Annotated in this window: 9 protein-coding genes; 5 read left to right on the top strand and 4 right to left on the bottom strand. The window is 73.0% G+C overall.

The window, feature by feature from the left end:
• Positions 1 to 140 precede the first annotated feature (140 nt).
• Entirely contained in the window at positions 141 to 4,232 is a 4,092-nt protein-coding gene (locus Aru02nite_RS30225; RefSeq protein WP_239077048.1) for a carboxypeptidase regulatory-like domain-containing protein, read from the top strand.
• 84 nt (positions 4,233 to 4,316) lie between these two features.
• Here Aru02nite_RS30225 and Aru02nite_RS30220 read toward each other — a convergent pair whose 3' ends face one another.
• Complete coding sequence (locus Aru02nite_RS30220) at positions 4,317 to 5,291, bottom strand: helix-turn-helix domain-containing protein (RefSeq protein WP_203663402.1); 975 nt, start codon at positions 5,289 to 5,291, stop codon at positions 4,317 to 4,319.
• Positions 5,292 to 5,665: 374 nt separating this feature from the next.
• Between Aru02nite_RS30220 and Aru02nite_RS30215 the strand changes: the two genes are divergently transcribed.
• Genes Aru02nite_RS30215 through Aru02nite_RS30205 form a run of 3 tightly spaced genes read left to right on the top strand, consistent with a single transcriptional unit; the run spans position 5,666 to position 8,375 of the window.
• Positions 5,666 to 6,289: a hypothetical protein gene (locus Aru02nite_RS30215; protein WP_203663401.1), complete on the top strand. Its 624-nt coding sequence runs from the start codon at positions 5,666 to 5,668 to the stop codon at positions 6,287 to 6,289.
• Between the two features lie 8 nt (positions 6,290 to 6,297).
• Positions 6,298 to 7,812 (top strand): hypothetical protein, encoded by a 1,515-nt coding sequence (locus tag Aru02nite_RS30210; RefSeq protein ID WP_203663400.1) that lies wholly within the window; start codon positions 6,298 to 6,300, stop codon positions 7,810 to 7,812.
• 26 nt (positions 7,813 to 7,838) lie between these two features.
• Positions 7,839 to 8,375, top strand: coding sequence for a hypothetical protein (locus Aru02nite_RS30205; protein ID WP_203663399.1), 537 nt, complete (start codon positions 7,839 to 7,841; stop codon positions 8,373 to 8,375).
• Between the two features lie 294 nt (positions 8,376 to 8,669).
• On the opposite strand, the gene Aru02nite_RS30200 is transcribed toward Aru02nite_RS30205, so the two are convergent.
• Together Aru02nite_RS30200 and hisN are read right to left on the bottom strand one after the other, a co-directional pair.
• Entirely contained in the window at positions 8,670 to 9,518 is an 849-nt protein-coding gene (locus tag Aru02nite_RS30200; RefSeq protein WP_239077053.1) for a hypothetical protein, read from the bottom strand.
• A gap of 148 nt (positions 9,519 to 9,666) precedes the next feature.
• On the bottom strand, positions 9,667 to 10,476 hold the full coding sequence (gene hisN, locus Aru02nite_RS30195) for a histidinol-phosphatase (RefSeq protein WP_203663395.1): 810 nt from the start codon (positions 10,474 to 10,476) through the stop codon (positions 9,667 to 9,669).
• A gap of 64 nt (positions 10,477 to 10,540) precedes the next feature.
• Between hisN and Aru02nite_RS30190 the strand changes: the two genes are divergently transcribed.
• Complete coding sequence (locus Aru02nite_RS30190; protein WP_203663393.1) at positions 10,541 to 11,074, top strand: DUF2087 domain-containing protein; 534 nt, start codon at positions 10,541 to 10,543, stop codon at positions 11,072 to 11,074.
• 56 nt (positions 11,075 to 11,130) lie between these two features.
• On the opposite strand, the gene Aru02nite_RS30185 is transcribed toward Aru02nite_RS30190, so the two are convergent.
• Positions 11,131 to 11,877, bottom strand: a complete 747-nt coding sequence (locus tag Aru02nite_RS30185) for a lysozyme (RefSeq protein WP_203663391.1) — start codon at positions 11,875 to 11,877, stop codon at positions 11,131 to 11,133.
• Positions 11,878 to 12,232: the final 355 nt, after the last annotated feature.

The following is a 12,232-nucleotide window of genomic DNA, read 5'->3' as shown; positions in this document are numbered from 1 at the left end:
ACAGGGTTACTCCCAGCCCGGTACCAAGCCGGGTCGTTGCCGCGAAACAGCGGCAATCGTGCAGAGAGGCTGGGAGGACCTTGATGCACAACAAACGAACGGTACGACGCAGGGCGAGAGCCGGTGTCTGGGGTCTGGCCGTGACGAGCGTGCTCGCGCTCGTCGGGCTCGGCTTCCAGCAGCCGGCCCTCGCGAAGCCCACGACACCCAGCGGCAAGCCCGCGGTCGAGCAGGTCTGCGGCGCGGCCAAGAAGGGCGAGTTCACCTGCTACGCGCTCAAGCGCACCGATGTGGCCGGTGCCAAGGGCGTGCAGCCGCTGGCCGACGCGCCGTCCGGCTTCGGCCCGGCGGACCTGCTCTCCGCGTACAACCTGCCGGCGAACGGCGGCGCGGGGCAGACCGTCGCCATCGTCGACGCGTACGACAACCCGAACGCGGAGTCCGACCTCGCGGTCTACCGCCAGCAGTACGGGCTGCCGCCGTGCACCACGGCGAACGGCTGCTTCCGCAAGGTCGACCAGCGCGGTGGGACCAGCTACCCGTCGCCGGACTCCGGGTGGGCCGGCGAGATCGCGCTCGACCTCGACATGGTGTCGGCCGTCGCGCCCAACGCGCACATCCTGCTGGTCGAGGGCGACGACGCGTCGTTCGACTCGCTCGGCAGTTCGGTCAACACCGCCGTGGAACTGGGCGCGAAGTACGTGTCCAACTCGTACGGCACGGGCTACACGAGTACGCCGGGGTCCGGTGAGGACGCCGACGAGCTGACGTACGAGGAGCAGTACTACAACCACCCCGGCGTCGCGATCACGGTCTCGTCCGGTGACAGCGACTACGGCGTGGCGTTCCCGGCGGCGTCGCAGTACGTCACCTCGGTCGGCGGTACGTCGCTGGTGAAGGACAACAGCGCGCGCGGCTGGCACGAGAGCGTCTGGCACAACTCGTACGGCGGGCCCGGCTCGGGCTGCTCGGTGTACGAGCCGAAGCCGTCGTTCCAGCACGACACCGGGTGCGACAAGCGCGCCGTGGCCGACGTGTCCGCGGTCTCCGACCCGGTCACCGGCGTCGCGGTGTACAACTCGTACCAGGCGAGCGGATGGGCGCAGTACGGCGGGACGAGCGCGGCGTCGCCGATCATCGCCGGCGTGTACGCGTCGGCCGGCACCCCCGTCGCCGGCAGCTACCCCAACACCTACCCGTACGCCAACGCCGGCTCGCTGAACGACGTGACCGAGGGCGCCAACGGCTCGTGCAGCCCGGCGTACCTGTGCACGGCCGGCACCGGGTACGACGGGCCGACCGGCCTGGGTACGCCGAACGGGCTCGCCGCGTTCCGCAGCGGTCCGCACGGCCAGGTCTCCGGCACCGTCACCGACGCCGCCACCGGCGCCACGATCGACGGCGCCACCGTCAAGGTCGGCGACAACCAGGCGACCTCCGGCACCGACGGCACGTACACGCTGACCGTGCCGCCCGGCACGTACGACGTGACGGTCTCGGCGTACGGCTACTCCGACAAGACGGTCGGCGGGGTCAGCGTCGCCGACGGTGGCGCGGTCACGACGGACGTGGCGCTCACCGCCGTACCGACGCACACCGTCACCGGCAAGGTCACCGACGGCTCCGGCCACGGCTGGCCGCTCGGCGCGTCGATCACCGTCGACGGCGTACCGGGCGGGCCGGTGCACACCGACCCGTACACCGGGAAGTACTCGGTGGACCTGCCGGAGGGCCACGACTACACCCTGCACGTCACCTCGTCGATCGCCGGGTACGCCGCGGCCGACGAGCACGTCAGCCTCGGTACCTCGGACGCGACGAGGAACGTGGCGCTCAGGGCCGACGCCAACACGTGCACGGCGCCCGGCTACACCACCACGTACGACGGCACGTACCAGGCGTTCGACGCGGCGACCGCGCCGGACGGGTGGACGGTCACCAACGCCACCGACGGCGGCGGCTGGCAGTTCACCGACGACGGCAAGCGCGGCAACCTGACCGGCGGCAGCGGCAACTTCGCCATCGTCGACTCCGACCACCTGGGTACCGGAAAGACCCAGGACACGACCCTGACCACGCCGGTCACCGATCTGTCCACACAGGACTCACCGGCCGTCGGCTTCGACAGCTACTACCACGGCTACTCCAACCAGGTCGGCGACGTCGACTACACCGTCGACGGCGGCGCCACGTGGACCAACGTGTGGCACAAGTCCGGCAGCGGCACCACGTCCGGCCACCAGGAACTGCTGCTGTCCGGCGCGGCACACCAGTCCGCCGTACAGGTGCGGTTCCACTTCACCGGCAAGTACGGCTACTACTGGGAGCTGGACAACGTCTTCCTCGGCAACAAGAGCTGCACGCCGGTACACGGCGGGCTGGTCGAGGGCCGGGTCGTGGACGCGAACACCGGCGGCGGCGTGAAGTCGGCGACGGTGACCTCCGGCGACAAGCCGGCGGAGAGCGCCAGTACCGTGACCGACGCCGGCGCGGGCGAGGGCTACTACTGGATGTTCTCGTCGGTCACCGGTTCGCACCCGTTCAGCGCCGCGAAGGCCGCGTACGCCACGGCCACCTCGACGGTGAACGTCGCCACCGACGACGTGACCCGGGCCGACTTCACCCTGAAGGCGGGCCAGATCACGCTCGACACGTCCAGCGTGAGCAAGACGCTGGGCTGGGGTACCACCGGGAGCGGCACGGTCACGCTGACCAACACCGGTGGGCTCGCGGCGACCGTCAAGCTGGGCGAGCAGCAGGGCGGCTTCCAGATGCAGGCGGCGAACGCGCCGGTCAACCGGGTCGACGCGAAGACGTCGCCGCTGTCGCACCACGACAGCAACGGCACGCTGGTGAAGGCGAAGGGCGCCGCGCCGTCCGACGCGGCACCGACCGACGACACCTGGTCGCCGATCGCCAACCTGCCGACCGCCATCCAGGACAACGCCGTCTCGTACTACAACGGCACGCTGTACTCGGCCTTCGGGTACACGGGGTCCGCCGACAGCAAGGACCTGTACGCCTTCGACCCGTCGACCGGCGCCTGGAGCAAGCTGGCCAGCGCCGCCGACACCCGTGAGGGCAACCCGGCCCACGGCTTCATCAACGGCAAGCTGTACGCCGTCGGTGGCTGGGGCGCGTCCGGGGCGCCCGACACGAAGCTGGAGATCTACGACCCGGCCAGCAACAGCTGGTCGACCGGTACGGCCGCGCCCAAGGCGTACGCCGGTGCGGGCAGCGCCGTCCTCGACGGCAAGCTGTACTCGGTCGGCGGGTGCACCAGCACCTGCGGCGTCAGCGACGTGCTGGTGTACGACGCCTCGTCGGACTCCTGGTCGCAGGCCGCCAGCTACCCGGAACCGACGGCGTGGGAGTCGTGCGGCGCGCTCGGCGGCAAGCTGTACTGCGCCGGCGGCGTGAACACCAGCGGCAAGCACGCCTACGTGTACGACCCGGGTGCCGACTCCTGGTCCCCGGTCGCCGACCTGCCGATCGACCTGTGGGGCGGCGCGTACACGGTGGCCAACGGCAAGCTGCTGGTCTCCGGTGGCGTCACCAACGGCAACGCGACCCTGACCAACCAGGGCCTCGCGTACGACCCGGGCAGCGACTCGTGGAGCGCGCTGCCGAACAACACCCAGACCGTGTACCGCGCCGGCGGTGCGCTCGGTTTCTACGTGGTCGGCGGCAACCCCGGCGGGTCGTTCACCCCGCCGATCGACGCCGCCGAGGTCCTGGCCGGGTACGACCAGGGCGGTTCCAGCGACGTGTCCTGGCTCGGCGAGAACGCGACCGAGTTCACGCTGGCGCCCGGCGCCAGCAAGAAGGTCACGCTGTCCCTGGACGCGGCGGACCCGGCGATCAGCCAGCCCGGTGACTACACCGCGGCCATCGGCGTACAGACCAACACGCCGTACCAGGTCAAGGCGGTGGGCGTGACGATGCACGTCAACCCGCCGAAGACGTGGGGCAAGGTCGCCGGCACCATCAAGGGCCTCGACGCGAAGGGCAACGCCGCCCCGCTCGCCGGAGCCACCGTGCAGATCGACAGCTGGGCGACCAGCTACACGCTGAAGACCGGCAAGGACGGCTCCTTCGCGCTGTGGCTGGACGTCCGGAACAACCCCCTCACGATCATCATCGCCAAGGACGGCTACCAGCCGCAGGTGAAGACCGTGAAGGTGGTCAAGGGCCAGGTGGTCGTGGTCGACACGACGCTCAAGAAGGCCTGATCCCCGGTGTGGCGGCGGTCGACGGCCGCCGCCACGCACCCCGCGGCCCGCCCGGACCCCAGCGCCGGACGGGCCGCGGCGCGTTCACAGCCAGTCGCGGTGCGCCGCGCGCCAGATCAACTGCAACCGGGTACGCACGCCGGCCAGTTCGATCAGCCCGTGCACCCGCCGCTGCACCGTACGCATGGAGAGGCCGAGCTGCGCGGCGATCGCCTGGTCCGTCAGGCCGGCCAGCAGCAGCGACAGCAGGTGCAGGTCCTGCGGCGACGGCGCGTCACCACCGGCCTCGCGTACCTCGTGGCGGGACGCGGCCAGCAGCGGCGTCGCGGTCGCCCACATCGTCTCGAACAGCGCCACCAGCGCGTCCAGCAGCCCGCTCGGGTACACCAGCAGCGCGGACGGTTCGGTGGACTCGGCCGGCAGCACCGGTACGACGGCCACCGAGCGGTCCACCATGATGAGCTTCAGCGGCGTCTCGGCGACCACCCGCGCCTGCTCGCCCATCCGTACCGACTCGGCCAGCTCGAACGGGTCGCCGGGCAGGCCGAGCACCTCGCGCGGGTAGATCGTGCGGAACGCGATGCCGGCGGCGAGCCCGTCGCGTTCGGCCTGGTTCTCCCGCGCCTCCAGGGAGAACGTGGGCGTCTTGACGATCGCGCAGACCTCCTCGCCGGCCTTGCGCTGCAACTCCTGCACCCGCGGCGCGATCGCCTCGCCGAACACCACCTCGATCAGGTCACCGGCGCCCCGCAGCGCCAGCTGGTTCCGGTACTCGGCGCTCAGCCGGTCCACGGCCTCCTCGACCACCGTCAGGTCCCGTTGCCGTCGCCGCAGCTCCGGCCCGAACGCCAGATCCGGCGGTACGGCACGCCACCGGCGCGGATCGTCCGGCGTACGGCTGACCGCGCCGCGCCGGTGCAGCGCCGACAGCGCCGCCGAGATCTGCGCCGCGCCCACCCCGAGCCGCTCGGCGAGTTCCTCGGCGGTCGCCGTCGGTAACCGCATCAGGACGTGGTAGGTCCGCCACTCGGACGGCTGTAACCCGACAGCTTCCAGCACGATGCGAGGCACCTCCCGGCGGCAGGCGGTGCGCGGCCGAGTCGACCCCGCGCCGACGGCGAGGCCGCGCGGAACCCGGGCGGCGAGCCCGACCCTGCACGTGGGCCGTGACCCGCCGACGGATCCGCGGGACCTCTGGGGTGGATGGTAGGGCCTGTGGCGGCTCGGCACCGAACACTTTGGCTGCGCCGGAACGATCACCCGACACCGTTCGGCCCGGAACGTGCCCGACCGCCCGACTGCTGGACGCTCACCCGGCCGCCGTACGCACGGTGACCGGTGGCGGATAGGCTCGCCCGCGGTGGTGATGGGGCGTTTCCCACCCCGTGTGCGATTTGCTGCACACGGTCACGACCGTGCTCGTGGGAGGACAGGTGACCGGACCCGGCGGCGCCCCGGGGCGACGGTGGATCGGGCGGACGTACGCCCACCTGCTGCTTCCGCTGCCGTACCTGACGGACGCGGCGGTCCGGCTGCTGGACGACGCGGTCACCGCCGCCGACGGCTGGCGTCCCGCCGACGGCCCCGCCGCCGCGGCGCGCGTCTGGCGCCGGCGCACCGGCGAACTCCGCCTCGCCGTCCTCGGCCGCTACCCCCTCATCGTCACCCTCGGTGTACGTCCCGGCGCCGGTGCCGCGGGTCGACGTGCGCTGCGCCGCGCCGCCGACGCCGCCCTGGCCGTCGACGGCCGGCTCGTCGGCGACACCGAACTGCCGCACCGGCTCGCCTCCGCCGCCGACCGGGCCGCCGCGGCGGCCGACCTGCGCGCCGAGCTCACCGCCGCCCGCGCCGCCCGCACCCGGCGTACGTGCGGGGCGTGCCGGGCGGACAGCGGCGCCGCGGCCACCCACTGCGACGCCTGCGGGCGGCGGTTCGACGCGGCGGACGACGCCGCCCGGGACGCCGCGCACGCCGCCGCCGCCGAGCGCACCGCCGTACTGGCCGCCGAACTCGACCGGCTCGCCGCCGACCGCCCGATGCGGGCGACGGGGGAGTGACGACACCGATGGCCCGAGGTACCGACCGGCGGCGCGACGCGCTGCTCGCCCCCGGCGAACGGTGGGGCTGGGAGTACCGGCTCGTGGCGCCGGCCGTACCGGACGAGGGGCGCGAGGACGGGCCGGCCGTACCGGAACCGGAGTGGGCGCTGCCCGCTGCCGACCGGTACGCCGCGGGCGTGCGGAGCACCCACCGGTACCGGTGGCCCGCGGTGGGTGCGGCCGGGCTCGCCGCGGTGTGCCTGGCGCTGGCCCCGCTGCTGCCGGTGGTGGGGATCGTGGCGGCGGTGTGCGCCGGGCTCGCCCTGACCGCGACGGCACTCGCGGTCGTACCCCGCATGGCGGCGGTACGTGCCGCGGACGCCGCGTACGCCGACTGGGTCGACGGCTGCCCGCCCGCGCCCGGCCCGGCCCCCGTACCGCCGGAGCCGGCCCCGGTCGGGCGATGGTGCGCGGTCGGCCCGGTCGCCGCCGAACGCGTCGACGTGTACGGCGGGACCGACACCGGTCGCGCCGAGCTGCTGTCCACGCTTGCCGGTTCGGTCATCGGGTCGGGCGGGTCCGTCACCGTACTCGACCTGACCGGCGAGAGCGCCGCCCGCGACCTCGTACGCCTGGCCGGCGCCGCCGGGCACCGCCTCGACCTGCTCAGCCTGCCCGACCACCTGCCCGCCGTGGGGCTGCTGTCCGGGCTCGCCGCCGGCCAGGTCGGTACGGTCCTGGCCGAGGCCGTACACGCGGTCGACCGGGATCCGGACACCGGCGACCGGTCCGCCGACGCGACGCTCGTCGGGCAGGCCGTCGCGGCGCTGCGCGGCACCCTGACGTTCCGGCGGGTGGCCGCGGCGCTGCTCGCGCTGGCCGGCACCGACCGGCCCGATCCCCGGCTCACCGCGGCCGAACATGCCCACCTCGCCGCCGTACGCGGGCAGGCGGCGACCGCGGCGGCCGGTCCTCGGTTGCGCCGGCTCGCCGCGGCCGCCAGCCAGCTCGCGCTGCTGGAGGAGCACGACCCGGGCGTCCGGCCGTACCGGGATCCGCACGCGCAGCTGCGGGTGATGCAGCTCCTCGGCTGCGACCCCGAACTGTCCACCGGCCTGCTCGCCCAGGTCCTCCTCGGCACCCTCCTGCACCAGGTACGCCGGCAGAAGCCCGGCGACGGGCCGCCCCGGCTGCTCGTCGTGGTCGGCGCCGACGGCCTCCGCCGCGCCCAGCTCGAACGCCTCGACGCGCTCACCCGCCGCCGCGGCATCCGCCTCGTCGTCATGTACCGGCGGCTGCGCGCCGACGCCGTCGCACCCACCGGTACGGACGCGACGCTGGTGCTGCGGCAGGACACCGAGCCCGCCTCCGCGCACGCCGCCGCGCTGATCGGCGGTGCCGCGCTGCTCCGCGCCGACGGAGTACGCACCGACGCCACGCCCGCGCACCTCACCGACCTGCCGGAGACCGCGTACGTCCTGCTCGACCCGCACGACCCCGGCACGCCGCGCCTGCTGTACAGCCGTCCCGGCACCACCTGACGGCCCGTGGCTGGCACCCTGTCCGCATGACCGTCGCGCCCGCCATCCGCCCCCGCCGCCTCTGGTACGTCGTCGCCGTCGTGGTGCTGCTCGTCGGCGTCGGTGCCGGCGTCGGCGCGTTCCTGTTCGCGCTGTCCCCGGCGACCGGGCCGGTCCAGCGGTTCGAGCCGTCCCGGCCGGTCCACGTCGCGCTGTCCGCCGGCCAACAACGCACCCTGTACGTCGCCGCCGGCTCCACCGGCACCGTCGACTGCACCGCCAGCCCCGACGGGCTGACGCTGAACCCGGTCAGCGGCAGCCTGACCATGACCCGGGACGGCGAGGACTGGGTCGGCCGCTACCAGCTCACCGCCGACAAGGCCGGCACGTACGCGGTGACCTGTACCGCCAGCGAGGGCACCCCGCACCTCGCCCTCGGCTCGTACTTCAGCGTCGGGCGGCTGGTGACCGGGATCGTCGGCGCGTTCGTGTGCCCGGGCGGCGCGTTCCTGTTCGCGGCGATCCTGTGCCTCGTCGTCGCGCTGCGCCGGCACGCCCGCCGCAAGGCCCAGACCCAGGGCTGACCCGGACCTGGCTCAACCAAGCCGAACGCGGGTGCCCGCCGTACGTCGACCGCGGCCCGGTCCGGCTCCATCGGGCGTCGCGCCTGCCTGGTGTCGACCGCGGAGCGTCCGGACCTGGCTCAACCGGGCCGAACGAGCCGCCCGGGAGGCGCGTCAGCCGACCCGAACGCGCGCGCCTGCTGCGCATCGACCGCGGCCCGGTCCGGCTCCATCGGGCGTCGCGCCTGCCTGGTGTCGACCGCGGAACGTCCGGACCTGGCTCAACCGGGCCGAACGAGCCACCCGGGAGGCGCGTCAGCCGGCGTCGGCCGAGCCGAACGCGGTGACCCGGCCGGCGGCGACGCGCCGAGGCTGGGGCCGGGCGTACCGGGTGAGGAGCAGGACGGCGGACAGCGCGAGCACGAAGCCGACGGTGGCCAGCCACATCCGGCCGGGACGGATGCCGTCGCCGAGGAACAGCACCCCGACGACCGCGGCCGGTACGGCGGAGGCCGCGTCCATGGACGCCACCGCCGCGGTCGCGCTGCCGCGCTGCATGGCAAGCCCGAGCAGCAGCTGGGCCAGTACGGAGTGCAGGATCAGCAGGTACAGCAGGGGGCTGAGGAACAGGTCGTTGACGGTGGCGACGCCGGCGAGCGGCCGGGACGCGATCGCGGCGGCGCCGAACGCCATGCCGGCGAGGGAGCCGAGCGCGACGGACCCGGGCGCCCCGCGCAGCCGTACGGCGAGGAGGGCGAGGCCGCCGATCGCGCCGATCGCCGCGAACAGCACGATGCCGCCGGGCATGCCGATCCGGTGCGCGGGGCCGGGCCGGGCGGCGAGCACCTGCGCGGTGATGCCGAGCGACAGCAGCGCCATCAGCACGAGTTCGGTGGCGACGAGCCGCCAGCGCAGCAACAGGATGCCGAGCAGCGCCATCACGCCGACGCCGGCCGCCGAACTCGCCTGTACCAGGAACAGCGGCAGGTCGCGCCGGGCGAAGAAGGCCAGCAGGAACCCGACGAACTGCAACGCAACGCCTATCACGTACGTCTTGTGGCCGGCGAGTCGGACGAACAGCCCCGGGTGCAACGTGTCGTGCACGCTGACCCGGTTCGCCGCGATGGACTGGAGCAGGTTGGCCACGCCGTACGCCAGGATCATCGCGGCCAGGCACAACCAGCCGAGGGGGATCACGCGGCGAGGATAGGCCGTCGCCGCGAACGGATCGACAGCGGTGAGTATCCAGCGGCGAAATACCCGGCTCCGGGGCGGTGCCTCCGGTCTGCGCCCGGTTTCGCCGATGCTCCGCTCATGCGTCGCCCAACGCGTCCAGTACGTCGGCGTGCAGGGCACCGTTGGTGGCCACCGCGCTGCCGTTGCCCGGGGCCGGCGCACCGGTCAGGTCGGTGAACGTGCCGCCCGCCTCGGTGACGATCGGGATCAGCGCGGCCACGTCCCACAGCGACAGCTCCGGCTCGACCATGGTGTCCAGCGCGCCCTCGGCGAGCAGCATGTAGCCGTAGAAGTCCCCGTACGCCCGGCTGCGCCAGGAATGCCGCATCAGCGACAGCATCCCGTCGAGCTTGCCGCGCTGCTCCCAACCGCCGAGCGACGAGTAGCAGAAGGACGCGTCGGCCAGCCGGGACACCCCGGACACGCGGATCTTCGAGGCGTGGGTGACGTTGCGCCCCGCGTACGCCCCGTGGCCGGTCGCGGCCCACCAGCGGCGGCCGAGCGCCGGCGCGCTGACCAGCCCGACGACCGGCTGGCCGCCCGCGAACAGCGCGATCAGCGTCGCCCACACCGGTACGCCGCGCACGAAGTTCGCCGTACCGTCGATCGGGTCGACGATCCACTGCCGGTTGCCGCGCCACACCGCCGACTCCGACTCGCCGAACTCCTCGCCCAGTACCGAGTCGCGGGGGCGGGCCCGGGACAGCGAGGACCGGATCGACTCCTCCACGGCCTTGTCCGCGTCGGTCACCGGCGTCAGGTCCGGCTTCGACTCGACCCGCAGGTCGAGTGCCCGGAACCGGGCCATGGAGATGCCGTCGGCGGCGTCGGCGAGCACGTGTGCCAGCGATAGGTCGTCGCCGTAGTCGTTGCGGGCGCGGGTCATGCAAGCACTCTACGGTCCCGCCGGCACCCGGCGAGGCTCCGGTTTCCGGATATTGTGTGCCTTGATGAACCCCGAAGCTATCTGCCGGCTGCTGGCCGAGCCCGAGCGGCTCCGGACGTACGCGGCGGTCGTGCTCGGCGCGGCGACCCCGTCGGACGTCGCGACCGCGAGCGGGCTCGGTGCCCGCGACGTGGTGCGGGCCTTGGCGACGCTGACCGACCGCGGCCTGGTCACCGAGTCCGGCGGGCGGCTGTCGGCGGACCTGTCGCTGTTCAAGACCGCGGTGCGGGACAACCTGGTCCCCGCCGAGCTGGTACGGCTGGACCCGGACGCGGAGCGCGACGCGGTGCTGCGCGCGTTCATCGCGGACGGCCGGCTGGTCAGCATCCCCACCGCGCGGGGCAAGCGCAAGGTGGTGCTGGAGCACCTGGCCGCCTGCTTCGAGCCGGGCGTACGGTACCCGGAGCGCGCGGTCGACGCGGTCCTGCGCGCCTGGTACCACGATTACGCCTCGCTCCGGCGATACCTGGTGGACGAGGACCTGATGTCCCGGGACCGCGGCATCTACTGGCGGACCGGCGGCCCGGTCGACGTCTGAGACACGACGACGGCGCCCCGCCGGGTTGGCCGGGGCGCCGTCGCCGAGGGGCGCGGTCAGTCGTGGTTCGTGGCGAGTGCCTTGAGCCGGGTCATGTCGCCGTTGAAGTAGTCCTGGTCGCCGGGGAACGTGCCGGAGTCGGCGTACTGCCACATCGTCCAGGTGGCGGTGCCGGCCGGGATCGAGGTCGGCGGGGTGGACCGGTAGATCGCGATCCAGAACGGGTTGGTGGACGCGAACGCGCTGGAGTTGCCGGTGCAGGTGTTCCACCAGTCGAAGGTCGTGTAGATCATCGGGTACTTGTTGTACTTGGCCTTGATGGTGTTGGAGAAGTCGCGGATCCAGCTGACCATGCCGGACTGGGACAGTCCGTAGCAGGTGCCGCCGGAGTAGGGGTTGTACTCGATGTCGAGTGCCGGGGGCAGGGTCTTGCCGTCGGCGGACCAGCCGCCGCCGTGTGCGGCGAAGTAGTTGGCCTGGGTGGCGCCGGAGGAGATGTTCGGCCGGGCGAAGTGGTACGCCCCGCGGATCATCCCCACGTTGTACGACCCGTTGTACTGCTGCGCGAAGTACGCGTTGGTGTAGCTGGTGCCCTCGGTCGCCTTGACGTAGGCGAAGCGGCCACCGTTGTTGTACGCGGCGGTCCAGTTCACGTTGCCCTGGTACGCCGACACGTCCATGCCGCTCACGTACGTCGCGGCCTGGGCGGGGGCCGCGAGTCCGAGGCTCAGTACCGCGACGGCCGCCGCGGCGAGCGCGCCGAACAGCGCGCGTCTGACATGACGAGCTGGGGAAAGGGTCATGACCTACCTCCCGGTACGCCAGCCGCAAAGAGGGGGTTGAAACGGCTGGACTCGGGATCAGGTTCCCATCCGGGACGATGCCACTCAAGACGTTCTGGCAAATTTCTTCTCAATGTTCGCCCTGAGTGGTGACTTTCGTCGTTTTGGTTACTCACTGGTAATGCGAACGGCGCCCGGCTCGCTGGCCGGGCGCCGTTCGGATCGAACGGGGTCGATCAGTCGTGGTTCGTGGCGAGCGCCTTGAGACGGGTGGCGTCACCGTTGAAGTAGTCCTGGTCGCCGGGGAACGTGCCGGAGTCGGCGTACTGCCACATCGTCCAGGTGGCGGTGCCGGCCGGGATCGAGGTCGGCGGGG

It is taken from the genome of Actinocatenispora rupis (genome assembly GCF_016861975.1).
In the GTDB taxonomy this organism is placed as follows: domain Bacteria; phylum Actinomycetota; class Actinomycetes; order Mycobacteriales; family Micromonosporaceae; genus Actinocatenispora; species Actinocatenispora rupis.
The sequence above is the reverse complement of the archived record's forward strand: the minus strand, read 5'-3'. Positions and strand labels throughout refer to the sequence as shown.